Genomic DNA, 17,057 nt, shown 5'->3' with positions numbered 1-17,057 from the left:
TCGTGTCGGCGTCAAAAAAGAGAGAGATATTCCCCGTAACCTTCCGCGGCTAAATTCGCTTTCGGGATGAAGCGCAGCGACGCGGAGTTAATGCAGTAGCGCAGGCCACCTTTGTCCTGCGGTCCGTCCGGGAACACGTGTCCGAGATGGCTGTCGCCGTGCTGAGAGCGAACTTCGGTGCGCACCATGCCGTGGCTTAAATCTCTGATGTTGCGAACATTGTCTTCCACCGGGCGGCTGAAGGCAGGCCAGCCACAGCCGGAATCAAACTTATCCAGCGACGAAAAAAGTGGCTCGCCGGAAACAATATCGACGTACAACCCCTCCTCAAAATGCTCATCATATTTGCCGGTGAACGGGCGCTCGGTGGCATTTCTCTGGGTGACGTTAAATTCCAGTTCGGACAGGGCCTGAACGGATTTCGGGTCTTTTTGATACGGGCGGCTCATGGTTATCTCCTGGTTGGGATCGCGTCAGTGAAAACGGAATAAGGCTGACGTGGAGTGATAATCAGATAATCACGGAGAAGAGAACGACGTCAAATTCCTCACAGAAAAGTTAACAATGGCGGCCGGTGTCTGCCGTCCGCAGTGAAACCTTTGTGGCTGTTTTAACGTCAAAAATGCCGGATGGCGCTACGCTTATCCGGCCTACAAAATCTTTCGTAGGCTCGGTAAGGCGTAGCCGCCACCGGGCAGTGAGAGTTAATGCCCTGCCGCAGGAGCGCCCGGAGCGCCTGAACGGACAAACGGCGGACGGGTAAACCAGATAATCAGGATCAACCCCATAAAGCCCCAGCCGAGCACCCAAAAATAATCAATTGTCGACATCATGTACGCCTGCTGCGTGATGCTTTGCTCAATCATCGCAAAGTGCTGCTGCGTTGGGCCACCCATCTTCTGCACATAATCCACCGCCGCCGGGTTATATTGCGACACGCTTTCCGTCAGATTAGCGTGGTGGAAAATCTCCCGACGCTGCCAAATCCAGGTGGTGAGCGACGACGCAAAAGAGCCGCCAAGCACGCGGAAAAACGTCGCCAGGCCTGAACCTTCCGCCACTTCATTGCCGTGCAGGTTCGACAGCACGATGGTGGTCAGCGGCATAAAGAAGAATGCCACGCCAATCCCCATAAACATCTGCACGCCCGCGATAGTGCGGAAATCCACATCAGTGTTGAATTGCGCGCGCATCAGGCACGACATGCCCATCGTCAGGAACGAGATGGAGCACAGCAGCCGCAAATCGACTCTCGTTGCGTAACGGCCAATGATCGGCGTCAGCAACAACGGCAAGAAGCCCATCGGCGCGGCCGCAAGCCCAGCCCAGATGGCGGTGTAACCCATCTGTGTTTGCAGCCACTGCGGCAAAATAATGTTGATGGCGAAGAACGCTGCGTAACCGAGCATCAGCGCGAGCGTGCCAATCGCGAAGTTACGCTCCTTGAACAGGCGCAAATTCACGATCGGGTGGCGCTCGCCCAGTTCCCAAATCACAAAGCTAATCAGGCTAATCGTGGACACCACCGACATCACGATGATAGGCGTCGAAGAGAACCAGTCTTCGTCATTCCCTTTGTCCAGCACCACCTGCAGCAGCCCGACGCCCAGCACCAGCAGCATGATGCCGATATAGTCGATAGGCGACGACTGCGTGGTTTCTTCTCTTCCTTTCAGCTGCGTCCAGACCACTATCGAGGCGAAAATCCCGATCGGCACGTTGATATAGAAAATCCACGGCCAGGAGTAGTTATCGGTTATCCAGCCGCCGGTAATCGGGCCGACAATAGGCGCGACAACGGTAACCATCGACAGCAGCGCGAGCGCCATGCTTCGCTTCATCGGCGGGAAGATGACCAGCAGCAGCGTCTGACACATCGGGAACATCGGCCCGGCGAAAAATCCCTGCAGCGCACGGAAGATGATCAGCTCCGTCATGCTGTGGGCAAAGCCGCACAGGAACGACGTGAGCGTAAAGAACACCACCGAGGCGATGAACAGCCGCAGCTGCCCAAAACGGCGGGTAAACCAGCCGGTTAGCGGCAACGCGATGGCGTTACACACTGCGAACGAGGTAATTACCCATGTGCCCTGATCCGAACTCACCCCGAGATTGCCGGAAATAGTGGGCAGCGCGACGTTGGCGATGGTGGAATCCAGCACCTGCATAAACGTGGCCAGCGACAACGCAAGCGTCGCGAGGAACAAGCTTGGGGGCGTATAGGCCGCCTTCGGCTCAGACATAGCTTCTCTCTTAACGCTGGGCTACGGCGCTGCTGTTGTCATGAAGGATTTTCGCCACCAGTTTATCGGCCGCTTCCATTGGCGTTTCATACACATCGGTGGTGAATCGCGGCTGATCGACGGTTTTTTGCGGCAGAAGATGACCATCAACATCACGGATATCCACCTTCGCGTTCATCGACAGACCAATACGCAGCGGATGCTTTTGCATGTCATGCGGGTCGAGCGTAATACGAACCGGCAGACGCTGAACAATCTTGATCCAGTTACCGCTGGCGTTCTGCGCAGGCAGCAGGGAAAACGCGCTGCCGGTGCCGATCCCTAAGCTTTCAATCGTGCCCTGATACTGCACATCGTCACCGTACAGGTCGGCATTCAGCGTCACTTTCTGCCCTAAACGCATATCCTGCATCTGGCTCTCTTTGAAGTTGGCATCAACCCAAACCTGATCCAGAGGCACGATAGCGAGCAGCGTGGTGCCTGAAGTGACGCGCATGCCGAGTTGCACAGCGCGCTTCGCCACATAACCGCTGACAGGCGCAACAATGGTGCTACGCGCGTTGTCCAGATAGCGCTGGCGCAGGGTCGCCACGGCCGTTTTGATTTCAGGGTGACTGTCGATAACGGTGTCATCCACCATCGCCTGATTGGTTTTCAATGCCTGTTGTGCGGCAACCAAATCGCTTTGGGCGCTGGTGACGGCATCGCGATAGTGCGCCAGATCTTCCGCAGCAATGGCACCGGTTGAGAAGATTTTGGCACGGCGAGCGTAGTCACTTTGCGCGGTTTGCAGGGCGACTCTTTTCGCTTCAACCTGCGCACGGTAGTTATCTGCGGTGCTGTACAAGCCGCGAACCTGACGCACGGTATTGGCGAGGCTGGCCTCAGCCTGCTGAAGCGCAATTTCAGTATCGCTTGGGTCGAGCAGAACCAGCGGCTGGCCTTTCTGCACGTAATCGCCTTCATCCACGGTGACCTGCGTGACCGTGCCGGCAATCTGCGGTGTCAGTGTGACCTGGTTACCGTTCACATAGGCATCATCGGTCGTTTCGTAATAACGAGCGTACAGCAGGTACCAGGCCAGACATCCGGCGGCCACCAGAATCAGGATCAGCAACAGGATCGCAAAATTGCGTTTACGTTTGCTCGGGCGTTTTTCAGGCGCCGGAGCGGTGTTTTCCATGGACATAGCGTGTGGCCTTAATTAGCGATGGGGGGCCGTAAATTCATCCGGCAGCATTTTGATAAGCAGGCCTTGTAACTGCCGGGATTCTTCAGGCGTCAGGTGGGCGGTTAAGTCCGCCAAAATGGTGGTCAGGGCTTCATTCTGAAACGTATTGCACAGCGTTTGCCCTTTTTCCGTCAGGGCCAGGATCACCTGACGTTTGTCCTGAGGATTAGGGTGACGTTCAATCAGGTCATTCTTGACCATCCGTTCAACCATCCGGCTCATCGCCCCGGTGTCCATCTGCAAGCTCTTGCAAATTTCAGCCGGGCTGGTGTTGCCTTTATAGATATTAATCAGAACCTTAAATTGCGGGGCGGTGATGCCGCTGCCAGAAAAATAGTGGCCGATAAGCTGGTCTTTAAACTGGTTTGCCAGATGAAAAAGCAAACCCAGATGCAGGTTTTTGTTTTGGGAAAGTGTTGAGGAATTCATGATAGCTGCCTGGTCAGTAATTAACTTTATGATTACTGCCTGGTCATCAATTGTCAAATTCTGTCAGCGTAAAGCACACAGATTGACAAATCAGAGGCGGGTCGCAAATGCCTGTGCAACGCTGCAGGCCGCTTAAGTTTCTTGCGTGTGGGTTTCAGGAAGGGGAATTCAATACGATGAATACTGTTTCGATTGCTGTAGGGTTTTGTAGGCCCGGCAAGCTTGCGCCGCCGGGCAAGAAAGCAGGAGCCAGAATATGTCAAATTACAGGCGTAGTTATCAGAATGGGGGCACCTGGTTTTTCACCGTCAATCTCAGGAACAGACGAAGTGATCTCCTGGTTCAACAAACAGGATTGCTGAAACAGTCGATTGCACGGGTGAAGTCTCGTAAACCATTTCATATCAACGCTTGGGTTGTCTTACCTGAACATATGCACTGTATCTGGACGTTGCCCGAGCATGATTGCGATTACTCCAGCCGCTGGCGGGACATTAAAAAGGGATTTACCCGAGGGTTGCAAATGTCTGATATCTGGCAACCACGCTTTTGGGAACATACCCTTCGTAGCGAAGAGGATTACCGTCGCCATATGGATTACATCTACATCAATCCCTTGAAACATGGCTGGGTAAAACAGGTGTCGGATTGGCCCTATTCGACCTTTCACCGTGATGTTCGGAATGGGCTTTATCCCTGGGATTGGGCCGGAAGTACCCTTGATATTTCGGCTGGGGAGCGGCCTTATTCGCCGGATGGCGCTGGCGCTTATCCGGCCTACAACACCCTGATACCCCGGAGGTCCGGCAGGTTTGTGGCACGATAAAGCCGGATGGCGCTAGCGCTTATCCGGCCTACAACACCCTGATACCCCGGAGGTCCGGCAGGTTTGTGGCACGATAAAGCCGGATGGCGCTAGCGCTTATCCGGCCTACAAAACCCTGATACTCCGGAGGTCCGGCAGGTTTGTGGCACGATAAAGCCGGATGGCGCTGACGCTTATCCGGCCTACAACACCCTGATACCCCGGAGGTCCGGGAGGTTTGTGGCACGATAAAGCCGGATGGCGCTAGCGCTTATCCGGCCTACAACACCCTGATACCCCGGAGGTCCGGGAGGTTTGTGGCACGATAAAGCCGGATGGCGCTGACGCTTATCCGGCCTACAACACCTTGATAATCATCATATCCCGTAGGCCCGGCAAGCTTGCGCCGCCGGGCAATTCGTCATCACCCCTCATTCACCCAAATACGCATTTCCCCTTCGCCGCGGTTGGCCCAACTGAACCACGGAATAAAGGTCAGGGTTTGCGATGTTGCTGAGGATGGCGAGTGGTCGTAGTGCCACAGCGACTGCTGTTCCGGGTTTGCCGAGCCTTTGCGGAGCCCTTCGGCCTGAATCAGGACTTTATGGGCAAAAAGACCTTTGCCTTCGAAGGCATTAAACGAGGCGTTCTCCGGCAGCCAGAGGTTGTGCAACGCTTCGCCGTTATCAGCTTGTTCCAGGCAATAGACCAGCGGCCCGCGCTGAACGGCAACTTTTCCCGCAACATGGCGTACCAGAGGATTGCCATAAACGCGGCGCACTGGCATGGGCAGCGTGAGCGTCAGGGTATCGCCTTCGTGCCATTCGCGGTTGATATGCAGATAGCCTTTGCGGATATCTTTCTTCACCTCGATACCGTTCAGTGTGACCTGTGGAGCGTCGCACCAATCAGGCAGGCGCAGCGCCAGTGTGTGTTGTACTGGTTTCGGTGAATCAATGGCGAGGGTGACTTTATCCTGCCATGGGAAATTACCGCTGATGCGCAGGCGCAGGGTGTCGTCACCCACCGAGACTTCCGCGCTATTACCGACGTACAGGTTGACGTACAGCGCATCCTCGCGTGGCGTGTAGATGTAATGGCCGAGCGATGTCAGCACGCGCGCGATATTCGGCGGACAGCAGGCGCAGCCAAACCAGCGCTGACGAACAGGTTTCACGTGATCGTAAATGTGATTGAACGGCAGCGTTTTCGGATGCACTTCCAGCGGATTGACGTAGAAGAAGTGTTTGCCGTCCAGCGCCATGCCGCCCAGCACCGTGTTGTACAACGCGCGTTCCATCACGTCGGCATACTGGCTGTCGGCTTCCATTTCCAGCATTCGGCGGGCGAACATCATCAGGCCAATCGAGGCGCAGCTCTCGGCATAGACGCTGTCGTTCGGCAGATCGTAATCGCTGCTGAATGCTTCGCCGCTGCTCTGTGAGCCGATGCCGCCAGTGATATAGAGCTGGCGCTGGGCCATGTTGTTCCACAATCGCAGGCAGTCCTGCCTCTTACTTTCATCCTGACTGAGCCGCGCCAGATGCGCCACGCCGGTCATCAGATAGACAAAGCGCACCGCATGGCCAATCGCAGTTTGTTGTTCAGCAAGCGGTTGATGTGCCTGGCTGTAGGGCTTGTCTTTCACCATCCACGCCGGGCCGTAAGTATTCCAGTACGAGGTCTTTCCGCGCTTTTCGTACTCAATGTCATAGAAATGGGGCTGCGTTCCCCGCTGTTCGACGAAGTACTTCACCAATGTTTGATAGCGAGGTTCTTGTGTGACTTCATATAAGCGCATTAACGCCAGCTCGATTTCCGGGTGCCCGGGGTAGCCGTGCAACTGGCTTTCGCCAGGGCCAAAAACGCTGTCGATGTGATCGGCGAGTTTACACACGACCTCCAGCAGACGGCGCTTGCCGGTAGCCTGAAAGAACGCAACGCCTGCTTCAATCATGTGTCCGGCGCAATAAAGTTCGTGGCATTCGGCCAGATTGGTCCAGCGCTCTTGCGGGGCTTTTACCGTGAAATAGGTGTTGAGATAGCCGTCATCGCACTGCGCGGCGGCAACCAGTTCAATCACCTCATCGGCCGTTTTTTCCAGCTCGGCGTCTGGCTTTTGGCAAAGCGACCACGCCACGGCTTCCAGCCATTTCGCCACATCGCTGTCCTGAAAGACCATGCCGTAGAACTCGCCCTGCTGAAGTCCGGCGGCGATACGGAAGTTTTCAATGGCGTGGCTGGGATCGGCTTCTGCGATGCGATCGTTAAGCGCATCCCACTGATAAGGGATCACGACATCACGAACCAGTTGCTGATACTGGCCCAGAAACGGATCGCTGATTTTGAGCTTATGCAGGTCGACTTCCATCACAGACATAGTGTTCTCCTTAAGACTGAACATGGCGCGCGCGAAGATCGGTACTGATGCGCGACATCATTGGATTATTGAGCTTGCAGGCGCGGATGGTGAAGGCCAGCAGCAGGTGGAAGAGGGCGGGCAGAAGTGTCTCCATCGCCGTCATGCCTTGCAGCGAAGCGGCGGTTTGATTGCCAGCTCCTGGTTGGTAGGCGACGAAAATAAACACCAGGCTGATTATCCCGGCGCTGGAGGCCCAGGCGAGCTTGATGCAGAACAGATTGAAGGCGAAGTTCATGCCTGAAGAGCGCACGCCGGTTTTCCACTCGCCGTAGTCATCGGCAAAAGCCATCAGGCCGAAATGCAGCGGCAGAGTGAAGCCGAGAATCACGCCGTTGCCGAGGATAACCGCCAGCCAGAGCGTCTGCCACGCCGGGCCCGTTGGCAGGAACCACATCATCACAGCCAGCGCGGCCAGCACGATATTGGTGTAGTAGTAGAGTTTAACGGTATCAATGCGTTTCGACAGCGGGCTGACCAGCACGGAGCCAAGAATCGAGGCGAAGGTCACCATGGTGAAAAACAGCGAGGTATACGCGGTGCTGCCTTTCAACACGTAGGTGATGAAATACATGTACCCGCCGCCACGAATGTTGAACACGTTAATCAGCAGGAAGGACATCAACAGCATCAGCAACAGTTGGTCATTGTTGCGCAGCCCGGCGAGGTGTTCGCGCAGGGTAAATTTGCCCATCGCGTCCAGCGGCACACGCTCACGCACCCAGAAGAAGCAGCACAGGAACATCACCACCGCCACGCCACACAGAATGCCGACACCCATTTGATAGCCGTGTGCGGCATCGCCTTTGCCAAGTGTTGAAACCAGCCACGGCAGCCCGACGGAAACCAAAAAGCCCGCCACGCCGCACAGCACAAAGCGCCAGGACTGGCAGCCGAGCACTTCCGAATGGCGAGTGGTCATGGTGTTGATCAGCGCACAATAGGGCACGTTGATGGCGGTATAGCTAACGGAAAGCAGCAGATAGGTACCAAATGCCCAGACGATTTTCAGGTTCATGCTGACATCGGGCACGGTGAAGGTCAGGAAGCCGATTACGCCAATCGGTACGGCGACCCACAATTGCCACGGGCGAAAACGCCCCCAGCGGCTTTGGGTTCGGTCGGCAATCACGCCCATTATCGGGTCGGAAATCGCATCAAACACGCGCAGAACGATAAACATCGTGCCGACCAGCGCGGGCGTCAGGCCAAAGACATCGGTATAGAAAAAGGTCAAAAAATTCATGATAAGGCAGGTGATTACCGTGCCACCGGCATCGCCTAACCCGTAACCAATTTTTTCCCGCAGCGACAGCGTTTCACTGGCGGCCTGACGGGCGATATCGGTTTGTGTAATCGGGGCAGAAGTCATCGAAAACTCCTTACGTAGGTCAGAGTGCGTGACCCGCATCGCGGCGGGCTTCTTGTTGGGTTTGCAAACACCCTGATTCATTCTGCCTGGAATTGCTGGGGCAACAAGGGAAGAGGAAAGTATAAAAAGATAACGATTCCGACCTGGTGGCTAAACTGTGATCGTGATCCGGTGATAATGCATTTTTTGATGAATAATCAAGATGAAAGCGCATTTATGACCAACCATAAAGTGGAAAAGTGAATATCCATGCTCGAATTATCCATAGCGTTTCCGATTCAGGTTCAAAATGGCGGATTGTTTATTTCCCGCGGAGTGGGGAGTCATCCTGCACGTACGCTGGCCTCCTGGGAGTTGATTTTTGTCGAACGGGGTCAGTTGCAAATCCGTGAAGAGGGCGAGCTGTTAACCGTCGCGGCAGGGGAGAGCTTGTTGCTTAAACCCGGGCGACGTCATGTCGGCGAGGGGGAATTTCCCGCAGACCTGAAATTTTACTGGCTCCATTTTGAGTGGCTGGGATCGCGACCCGATCCTGCATTACGGCAGACGTTGTTGACCCTTCCCCAACAAACGCGGGTGAGTGACGCGCAGTACGTCATTTCGTTGTTTCGTCAGTTTCTCAGCGAGCAGGAGAATATTCACCGCAGCATCGCGCTGGAGTGCATCTTATTGCTGATTTTACAGCAGATCAGTGCTTCAGGCTTGCAGGAGCACGCCGACGACAGCCCCGGCGTTGCGCTGGCGTACAAGGCGCAGCAGATTATTCGCACGCAATATCATCTGCCGCTTTCCACCTCACAACTGGCCCGTGAACTTCACTGTAACGCTGACTATCTGGGCCGCGTGTACCGCCGCGTCTTTCATCTTACGCTGACGGAAGCGCTGCACCGCCAGCGAGTGATGGCAGCAGAGAAGCTGCTCATCAGCGACTCCCGCTCACTGAAAGAGGTCGCTGAACAGTGTGGGTTTAGTGATACCGGCTACTTCCGGCAAATCTTCCGTAAACATACCGGGCTAACGCCTGCGGTGTGGAAGCGGCGTTACTGTAAGGAGCATATTAATTCGTGATATGAATATATAATTTAAATATATATTAAATGATTATTAATGCCCGTTGTTTCATAATTTCTAATGATTTTTGTGTTGCCAGCCCTATGGAGTCGTGTAAAACACTATGTCGAATTGATTCTGTATGTGCATGTATTTTTCACACACGCTGGATGGACATATCTTATGTGTACGTCATTTATGATTGGTAATGACCTATTGTTTGATAGCAATTGCATGCGCTTTTGTAATCTAACAAAGGGTGATGATATCTGTTTGCCGGGTGTAAAAGGCCGGTGTTTCAAATGTCTGGTCGTACATTCAAGGGAGGGGCTTGCAACGAGGAAACAGCTTTTTGAAGAAGTGTGGGGGGATTTCGGCTTATGTGTGAGCGACAGTAGTTTACTTCAAACCATTTATGCGTTACGCCGCGATCTGAAAGATTTTGGTATTCACGATCTCATTATTACGCATCCTCGCCTCGGCTACCAAATCAACCCAGCTTATGAAATATTACCTGTACATAAGCCTCCAGGTGATACTCCCTCATTGACAGCTCCAGCTCCAGCTCCAGCGCCGAGGGTTGATGAGCCAGACAGTTTGAAAGTAGAACTCATTAATAAACATAATGAAACTGAGCGAATATCCTCTAAAACTCAAACGGGGATTTCCGCGACTCTGGTATTGCATGGGCGGAAAGTACTGGTGATAATCCTGTTTCTTCTTATCGGGTTTGTCTTTTTTGTGCTCTCTTATCTTATTAGAAAAACTGAACATTATCATTATCGCCAGAATGGTGATGAGGGCGATGTCTATATTATTCAGAGCCCAGGGAGTTCCCTTTCTTCATGTCGATGTGTAAATAATAAGCAGATGGGAACTGTTGATATTCAGGGGTGTATTTGTGAAAGGGTTGATGAAGGGGAGTGAATATTTATTAGATGATAACTTTTGATGGTGTTTGACAATTTATTATTCTCTCGATGATGAATATGCCAGGCAGAATGGTGTTACTGCAGCATAACAATGCGCAGTGACTCTTATTATCTCTATTCTGCAATGAGGTGTTAACATGAAAAGCACAGATATTAATGTAATTGCTTACCCCGCGTGGGAAAATGGTGGTAGCGTCTGGTACAGCGTTTGTATGGTCACTCTCTATAATTGTACTGATGAAGATATACTCAACCCCGCTATCGCGTTCTCGGTGGACAGTTCGCAAAGCTTGTCCTCTTATACGAATTTTTCTTTCACTCAGAGTGGAACTACAGTGACGGGCTTTTTAACCGAACACAATGTCGTTCCTGCTGGAGGGTCTGTTTCTTTTGAAATAGGTGTCAGCAATAATTCTGGGGTTTCCATTGGGAATTTGCCTTTTGACTTTACTGTTAATGGTGAAGATGCGGATCCGCCTGCTGACGATCAGCCGCCGAGCGTACCGACTGGCCTGAACGCAACCTCAGTTGGCGCACAGACAATTAGCCTTAGCTGGGAACCTGCGACAGATAACGTCATGGTGGCTGGGTACCAGGTTCAATACAGTGCGAACGGCATCCCACCGGCGATTATTCAGGTGAGTGGCACCAGTGTGATTCTTTCGGCGCTGGTGCCGGAAACCGCCTGGAGCATTTACGTGTGCGCTTATGATCTCAATAACAATATGTCAGCATGGTCGGAACCTTTGCAGGTCACCACGACCAGCGCGCTTCCCGATCCGGGCCCCTGCACGATTTCTGCGGCACCTTATATTGACTATACCGCCTGGCCTACCCCTCAGTGCAGTAAGTACGGAAGTGAGTCCGGCTTGAAAAATTACATTTTAGGCTTCATTGTTACAGGCACCGTTGACGGTGAACCCCGTCCTTGCTGGGGGGGGCAGTCTGCGCTGTCTGATTCTAACGATCCGAATTCGGAAGCCGTCTATTCAGGCGATGCGACAATAAGCGAATATGGCAAAAGCGACATTGCCGCGCTGCGTGCCGCGGGTGGCGATATTGTGGTGTCGTTTGGTGGCGCATCAGGTCAGCTGATTGAAGAGACCATCACTGATATTCCTGCGCTTGTCTCGCTCTACTCGGGCGTCATTGAAAACTATGCTCTGACCATGATTGATTTTGACATTGAAGGGGCTGCATTGCAGCGTAAAGACATTCTTCAGCGTCATCTCTCGGTCATTTCACAGGTTCAGGCGCTCTATCCTCAGCTCAAAATCTCATGGACTTTGCCGGTAGATGGCCAAACAGATCCCGCATCCCAGGGTTTCAGCAGTTATGGTCGTGATTTCTTGTCAATGATTGCTGAGGCAGGTTTTTCGCCTTCAATGATCAACGGGATGACGATGGATTTTGGCGCCACCAACCCGCCGCCGGATGTTTATACAGGGTGTGTTTATGCGCTGAATGCCATGCAGGCACAGATTGCGGCTTATTTCCCTAAATGGACTGCGGCGCAAATCTGGCGGCGAATGGGGGCAACACCGATGTTCGGCATCAATGACAACGCCACCGACTTCACACCGGAAAACCAGCAACAGCTTCTCGCATTTGCACGCGAAAATAACCTTGGATGCTTGTCTGGATGGGACGCGACACGAGACTACAACCAGGGGTTGGCTATGTGTCATACCAGTACGCATAACAACGTTTATGCCTGTACTTATGAAGGAGACGACTCTTATATCTACAGTAAAATTATTGTTGAGTATCAGCATAATTAATTAGCGGGATCAGGCATAGAGTGATTTGCCCTATGCCTGTATTTCTTGTGATTACCGCAGATTGTTAAAATTCCACGTCAGCGTCAGGCTGTAACGCCAGTCTCGATTGTTATTGTCTGTTGGCACATCGCCGACGGGTTTTGCGGCTTCGACGCTGACGCTGTAATGGCGGTTATCGCCCACCATCACCCCGGCTGCGACTGAACCGAGGCGCTGATGGCGAAAGCCTGGTTGGTTGTACCAGGTTTGCGCTGTGTCGGTGAGCACATAGGGTTGAATGGTCGCAAGCCAGGTGCTGTCTTTGCGCATGTGCAGATAGCGCAGTTCAAGCTGGCCGCCGTAACCGTAATCGCCGCTGGCTTCGCTGTCCTGATAGCCTCGACCAAAATGCTGTGCGCCGAAGCTGACGCGTTCCGGCTCCGGCAAATCATTGTTCGACCAGTCTCCTTCCCATGACGTCGAAAGCTTCCAGTTTTCGGCCATCATCCACGCCGCATCCAGATACCCTTTCCACAGCGTAAAATTAAGGTCTGTTCCTTGTGAAGGCGCGGCATCAGCGCCCAGCCCATCAATGCCCTGGCGCAGCGTGAGGCGGCTGCTGACGCTGGCGGTGTCGAAATTGCGCGCGCCGTTAATGCCTAATTCGAAGGCCGGGTAACGCACGTGCTGGTGCTGAGTGTCGAGGCCGTAAGTTTGCCCGCCGAGTTTTGCCTGCAAATCGTAATCATCACGGCGATCGGTGTAATCGAAGCCGCCAGTGAGATTGAGCTGTTTTTTGCGGGTCAGGATCAGCGGATAGCCAAAGCTGACGCCGCCGTTGTACTGCGTCGATTTTTGTCGCGCATCCACGGTGATGTTGTTTGGCAGCGAGAGCAACGGCGTGAAATCCTGCGGATTTTCGCGGTAATAGCTGCCTTTAAGCTGCATGGTCAGCCCTTCGTCGTTCAAAAACTGCTGCCAGTTCAGGCCGAGGTAAGTCTTGCGCGTGTCTTTATCGAGCGGGATCAGCGTCGCCACGCCAAGCTGATCGCCATAGCTTGTCAGGTTGCTTAACGTGCCGTTGACCAGCGCCAGATTCTGGCCTTTACGTGTGTCGAGCGTGGAAGAGATATCCCAGATGTGCGGCTGCATGCCAGTGACTTGCATCGCGGCAGCACCATAAATGTTCTTCGGCAACTGGGCATTTGCTTCAATGGGCACGCCGGGTGTTTGGGTCATCAGCTGGCTGTAGCGGTCGAAAGTGTCCTGCGTGAGCGGCTTTTCCGCCATGATTTTTTCAGACAACCTTTTCAGGCGAGCGGCGACATCCGGATTGTTGCTGTTGATATCGCTGTGCGCGACGTAACCTTCAACCAGCACGATTTTGATGTTGCCGCCCTGAAAGTTGTTATCCGGCAGCCAGGCGTAGGAAAGTGGATAACCGTCAGCTTTGTAGCGCTGGGTGATATCGTTCACCAGCCCCGCCAGCGTCTTTAGCGGAATGGTTTTGTTCGCGTAGGGGCGAAAAGGTTGCAGCAATGACTTTAGCGGGTAAACGGTGCCGCCAATGAACTGAATATGATTGACCTGGATAGGCGTATCCGGCGTCAGTCTGGACTCCGGTTTTTGGACAGTCACTTTCGGCGCAGGGGTTGCAGGTGCAGGCGGCGCGATATCCGGCGCGGCTTTGGCCGGGTTGCTGGGGTCGATAATGGCGGGCAGAGTATCGGCGCGAGCCAGGCTCAGCAAGAGCAGAGCAGGCAGCGCAAAATAAGCGTGCTGTTTCATAGTGCAATCCCTGTTCTTAGTCCCGTCTTCGCGGGTGGTCACTGCTGTGAAATGTGCCCCCTGGCCCGGGGGCACAGAAAAGACCATCTTAGTTTTGTTTCGGTTTCAGAATGCCGCCGACAAGCGTATTCAGCCCGTTCAGCGGATTGGTGTTGGCGCTACTCTGCGTTGTTGTGCCTGCGCTGGCGGTCACACCTGCCGTAAGGGTATTGACGGTAGTGTTCACGTTGGCGACAAGTCCGTTGTTGTTGGTATTCACCGAGGCGTTGGCAGACACATTGCCGCCGCTGCTGGTGGACGATGAGGCTGGTTTAACGAGGCCACCGGTGTCCGTCACCGTTTGCCCAACGTTCTGAACCACCTGACCAACACCGTTCAACCCTGTGTTACTGCTGCCGACTTTGGTACCCACATCGCTGACGGTCGTGCCAACCTGAGTCAGCAGATTATTAACCGGTGCGCCAAGGCCAGTTGTGGTGCCGACTTCCTGAGTCACACCCTGCACGCCTCCGAGGGTTTTATCTACGACGGTAGTCGTGCCGGTAGTCAGTTTGGTCACGCCAGCGCTGTTCACTGTGCTGGTGAGGCCGGTACCGGTATTGCTGACAAGCTGTCCGGTGCTGTTAACAACATTGCCTGCAACGCCTGTCACACCGCCAAGCGGGGTGCCGGACGTGGTGCTGGCAAGATCGGTGCCGACCGTGGAAACCGTATTCCCAAGCGAGGTTACGGTGGTGGTCACACCTTTCACCGTGGTGCCGATGCCGTTAGGATTGGTTGGGTTGCCTATCCCGGTTGTGACACCCGTCCCGACGGTAGACACGGCATCACCCACGCCGGTGACTGTGGTGGAGACTGTTGAGGTCACCGGGTTATTGGTTGGCAACTGGCTGCCGAGGCTGTCGACTGTGGTGCCGACGGCGGTCACGGTTTTACCCGTATCGCTCAGGACATTGTTCAGCGCTGCCGTAGAGGTGCCTCCACCGGAGCCTGTTCCTCCGCCACCGGTTCCTGTGCCGCCACTGCCGGTACCCGTTCCTCCGCCACCGGTTCCGGTACCACCACTGCCGGTACCCGTTCCTCCGCCACCGGTTCCGGTACCACCGCCGCCAGTGCCTGTTCCTCCACTGCCGGAACCATTACCGCCACCATTATTGGCTGTCGTGCCGCCACCGCTGCCGTCATCGGAGCCTGATCCGCTGCTGCCAGTCGTTGGGTTTGTTTTTGCAGTTGAATGACTTCCGCCTCCGCTACCGCTGCAGGCGGAAAGAGAAAATGCGAGTAGCACCGCCACTGCGATAACGCTTAAGTGGCTAACGTTATTCGAGGCCATAACCATACTCCACTAAATAAAACGCCGGGCGGCGTATTAATGAGTGTATGTGGAAATAGAAGAGCTGCACTGGCCTAAGGAATGAGCAGAGAAAAAATTTCGGGTTTGTTGAAGTTTCATATAATAGGAAGATAACCGCTTCGTTATGGTGTTATTTTAAAACAACAGGTTGCGATTATTGTTTTAGTTAAGTGCAGCTAAATAGTGTGCTTTGTCATGGAGCGGTAATTAAATATCGGAGAAATTTAAGAGTAATCCTAATAAATGAACGAGGGTTTTAAATGAGGAATATATCTTTGTTTTACGCTGCCGATCACGGAAAAAAATGGGCCCTGTTATTCAGAGCCCTTTTATTTAACAACCGCTCTCTTGCCAGGCTAATTCTATTTCCTCGGCAAGAATTTTGACCCCCGCTTCGATTTTATCGGGCTCAGGGACATAATTCATGCGCATGCACTGATGCGTATGCGGCCACGGTTTATCGAGCCCTGGGAAGAAGAAATCACCCGGTACCATCAACACACCGCGCTTTTTCAGACGCTGATAGAGCACTTCAGTGGTGACTGGCAAGTCTTTAAACCACAGCCAAAGGAAAATGGCGCCTTCGGGCTTATGAATCAGGCAACGCTCTTCCGGCAAGTAACGGCGGATAATGGCGATAGTTTCCTGAACGCGCTGGTAATAGAAAGGCTTAATAACCGTTTCTGAAAGACGCAGCAGGTCTTTGCGCTTGATCATTTCGCACATCATGGCTGGGCCAATACCGCCTGGCGACAGGCTGATAATTCCGTTCATGTTGCTGATGGCGCTGATGATTTTCTCGTTGGCGATGATTATCCCGCAGCGGCTGCCCGGCAGGCCGAGTTTGGACAGGCTCATGCACAACACGATATTGGGGTTCCACAGCGGGCGCGCTTCGCTAAAGATAATGCCCGGGAACGGCACACCGTAAGCGTTATCGATAACCAGCGGAATGCCGTGTTGGTTGGCCAGCACGTCGAGCTTCATCAGCTCTTCATCGGTGATCACATTGCCCGTAGGGTTGGTCGGGCGCGAGACACAAATCATCCCGGTCTCTTCAGTGACACGCAGATGTTCAAAGTCCACGTGATACTTGAACTGGCCTTCTGGCAGCAGCTCGATGTTCGGGCGCGCAGAGACAAACAAATCGTCTTCGAGGCCAGAATCGGCATAACCGATGTATTCCGGCGTCAGCGGGAACAGCACTTTACGAGTCGAACCGTCGGCGCGGCGGCCGGCGAAGAGATTGAACAAGTAGAAAAACGCGCTCTGGCTGCCGTTTGTTAGTGCAATATTCTGTGGGTCGATATCCCAACCCAGTTCTTCACGCAGCATCTCCGCCAGCAGGGCCAGCAGCTCTGATTTCCCCTGCGGGCCATCATAGTTACACAGGGCTTCCGTGGCTTTACCGCTTTCCAGCATGTCCGCCAGCAGCTGATGAAAATAGGTGTTCATCTGCGGGATCTGCGCCGGGTTACCGCCGCCAAGCATGATGGCACCGGGCGTGCGCAGGCCATCGTTAAGGTCTTCCATCAGGCGGGTGATACCGGAATGACGGGTGAATTTGTCGCCAAAAGCTGAAAAAGTCATATGCAGGTGTGTAGTTGATCTGGGTTCAGGGGCTAACCATACCCCCTGCGCCAGTGAGGTGCAAACTGCCGGAGCGCGCCTGGT

The 17,057-nt window shown here is 53.7% G+C and carries 13 protein-coding genes and 1 pseudogene; 5 read left to right on the top strand and 9 right to left on the bottom strand.

All coding sequences use genetic code 11. The features are described 5' to 3' along the window. Window positions 1–11: 11 nt before the first annotated feature. The 4 genes from msrB to ACLW56_RS16285 all read right to left on the bottom strand — a co-directional run bounded on the left by msrB (window position 12) and on the right by ACLW56_RS16285 (window position 3,903). Window positions 12–449: a peptide-methionine (R)-S-oxide reductase MsrB gene (gene msrB, locus ACLW56_RS16300; RefSeq protein ID WP_330984793.1), complete on the bottom strand. Its 438-nt coding sequence runs from the start codon at window positions 447–449 to the stop codon at window positions 12–14. 255 nt (window positions 450–704) lie between these two features. Continuing rightward, entirely contained in the window at window positions 705–2,243 is a 1,539-nt protein-coding gene (locus tag ACLW56_RS16295) for a DHA2 family efflux MFS transporter permease subunit (protein WP_330984792.1), read from the bottom strand. Window positions 2,244–2,253: 10 nt separating this feature from the next. Further along, window positions 2,254–3,432, bottom strand: a complete 1,179-nt coding sequence (locus tag ACLW56_RS16290) for an efflux RND transporter periplasmic adaptor subunit (RefSeq protein WP_330984791.1) — start codon at window positions 3,430–3,432, stop codon at window positions 2,254–2,256. Window positions 3,433–3,447: 15 nt separating this feature from the next. After that, window positions 3,448–3,903: a MarR family transcriptional regulator gene (locus ACLW56_RS16285; RefSeq protein ID WP_330984790.1), complete on the bottom strand. Its 456-nt coding sequence runs from the start codon at window positions 3,901–3,903 to the stop codon at window positions 3,448–3,450. 256 nt (window positions 3,904–4,159) lie between these two features. On the opposite strand from ACLW56_RS16285, the pseudogene ACLW56_RS16280 reads away from it, so the two are divergent. Next, window positions 4,160–4,645 (top strand): annotated as a pseudogene (locus ACLW56_RS16280) (REP-associated tyrosine transposase); the annotation flags it as partial. Between the two features lie 487 nt (window positions 4,646–5,132). Here the strand turns inward: ACLW56_RS16280 and ACLW56_RS16275 are convergent. Both ACLW56_RS16275 and ACLW56_RS16270 read right to left on the bottom strand, forming a co-directional pair. Next, window positions 5,133–7,088 carry a glycoside hydrolase family 127 protein gene (locus tag ACLW56_RS16275; protein WP_330984789.1) on the bottom strand — a complete coding sequence of 652 codons (1,956 nt, stop codon included), beginning with the start codon at window positions 7,086–7,088 and terminating at the stop codon, window positions 5,133–5,135. A gap of 10 nt (window positions 7,089–7,098) precedes the next feature. Continuing rightward, window positions 7,099–8,499, bottom strand: coding sequence for an MFS transporter (locus ACLW56_RS16270; RefSeq protein WP_330984788.1), 1,401 nt, complete (start codon window positions 8,497–8,499; stop codon window positions 7,099–7,101). 24 nt (window positions 8,500–8,523) lie between these two features. Here ACLW56_RS16270 and ACLW56_RS16265 point away from each other — a divergent pair, with 24 nt between their 5' ends. The 4 genes from ACLW56_RS16265 (at window position 8,524) to ACLW56_RS16250 (ending at window position 12,262) form a co-directional block, all read left to right on the top strand. Next, window positions 8,524–8,742 carry a hypothetical protein gene (locus tag ACLW56_RS16265; protein ID WP_330984787.1) on the top strand — a complete coding sequence of 73 codons (219 nt, stop codon included), beginning with the start codon at window positions 8,524–8,526 and terminating at the stop codon, window positions 8,740–8,742. Between the two features lie 6 nt (window positions 8,743–8,748). Further along, window positions 8,749–9,567 carry a helix-turn-helix domain-containing protein gene (locus ACLW56_RS16260; RefSeq protein WP_330984786.1) on the top strand — a complete coding sequence of 273 codons (819 nt, stop codon included), beginning with the start codon at window positions 8,749–8,751 and terminating at the stop codon, window positions 9,565–9,567. 180 nt (window positions 9,568–9,747) lie between these two features. Then, a complete protein-coding gene (locus ACLW56_RS16255; protein ID WP_330984785.1) occupies window positions 9,748–10,476 on the top strand; it encodes a winged helix-turn-helix domain-containing protein in 729 nt (242 codons plus the stop codon). A gap of 142 nt (window positions 10,477–10,618) precedes the next feature. After that, a complete protein-coding gene (locus ACLW56_RS16250) occupies window positions 10,619–12,262 on the top strand; it encodes a fibronectin type III domain-containing protein (protein ID WP_330984784.1) in 1,644 nt (547 codons plus the stop codon). A gap of 51 nt (window positions 12,263–12,313) precedes the next feature. Here the strand turns inward: ACLW56_RS16250 and ACLW56_RS16245 are convergent, their stop codons facing one another. The 3 genes from ACLW56_RS16245 to avtA all read right to left on the bottom strand — a co-directional run bounded on the left by ACLW56_RS16245 (window position 12,314) and on the right by avtA (window position 16,973). Continuing rightward, entirely contained in the window at window positions 12,314–14,029 is a 1,716-nt protein-coding gene (locus tag ACLW56_RS16245; RefSeq protein WP_330984783.1) for a ShlB/FhaC/HecB family hemolysin secretion/activation protein, read from the bottom strand. An 88-nt stretch (window positions 14,030–14,117) separates the two neighbouring features. Continuing rightward, entirely contained in the window at window positions 14,118–15,362 is a 1,245-nt protein-coding gene (locus tag ACLW56_RS16240; RefSeq protein WP_330984782.1) for a collagen-like triple helix repeat-containing protein, read from the bottom strand. Window positions 15,363–15,716: 354 nt separating this feature from the next. Further along, window positions 15,717–16,973 carry a valine--pyruvate transaminase gene (avtA, locus tag ACLW56_RS16235; RefSeq protein WP_330984781.1) on the bottom strand — a complete coding sequence of 419 codons (1,257 nt, stop codon included), beginning with the start codon at window positions 16,971–16,973 and terminating at the stop codon, window positions 15,717–15,719. Between the last annotated feature and the right edge of the window lie 84 nt (window positions 16,974–17,057).

Source organism: Pantoea sp. sgz302252, assembly GCF_047713085.1.
Classification (GTDB): Bacteria; Pseudomonadota; Gammaproteobacteria; order Enterobacterales; family Enterobacteriaceae; genus Scandinavium.
The sequence above is the reverse complement of the archived record's forward strand: the minus strand, read 5'-3'. Positions and strand labels throughout refer to the sequence as shown.

Excerpts from the sequence above, each read along its gene's own strand:
- msrB (WP_330984793.1), bottom strand. The coding sequence starts at position 449 with ATGAGCCGCCCGTATCAAAAAGACCCGAAATCCGTTCAGGCCCTGTCC.
- ACLW56_RS16295 (WP_330984792.1), bottom strand. The coding sequence starts at position 2,243 with ATGTCTGAGCCGAAGGCGGCCTATACGCCCCCAAGCTTGTTCCTCGCG.
- ACLW56_RS16290 (WP_330984791.1), bottom strand. The coding sequence starts at position 3,432 with ATGTCCATGGAAAACACCGCTCCGGCGCCTGAAAAACGCCCGAGCAAA.
- ACLW56_RS16285 (WP_330984790.1), bottom strand. The coding sequence starts at position 3,903 with ATGAATTCCTCAACACTTTCCCAAAACAAAAACCTGCATCTGGGTTTG.
- ACLW56_RS16275 (WP_330984789.1), bottom strand. The coding sequence starts at position 7,088 with ATGTCTGTGATGGAAGTCGACCTGCATAAGCTCAAAATCAGCGATCCG.
- ACLW56_RS16270 (WP_330984788.1), bottom strand. The coding sequence starts at position 8,499 with ATGACTTCTGCCCCGATTACACAAACCGATATCGCCCGTCAGGCCGCC.
- ACLW56_RS16260 (WP_330984786.1), top strand. The coding sequence starts at position 8,749 with ATGCTCGAATTATCCATAGCGTTTCCGATTCAGGTTCAAAATGGCGGA.
- ACLW56_RS16255 (WP_330984785.1), top strand. The coding sequence starts at position 9,748 with ATGATTGGTAATGACCTATTGTTTGATAGCAATTGCATGCGCTTTTGT.
- ACLW56_RS16250 (WP_330984784.1), top strand. The coding sequence starts at position 10,619 with ATGAAAAGCACAGATATTAATGTAATTGCTTACCCCGCGTGGGAAAAT.
- ACLW56_RS16245 (WP_330984783.1), bottom strand. The coding sequence starts at position 14,029 with ATGAAACAGCACGCTTATTTTGCGCTGCCTGCTCTGCTCTTGCTGAGC.
- ACLW56_RS16240 (WP_330984782.1), bottom strand. The coding sequence starts at position 15,362 with ATGGCCTCGAATAACGTTAGCCACTTAAGCGTTATCGCAGTGGCGGTG.
- avtA (WP_330984781.1), bottom strand. The coding sequence starts at position 16,973 with ATGACTTTTTCAGCTTTTGGCGACAAATTCACCCGTCATTCCGGTATC.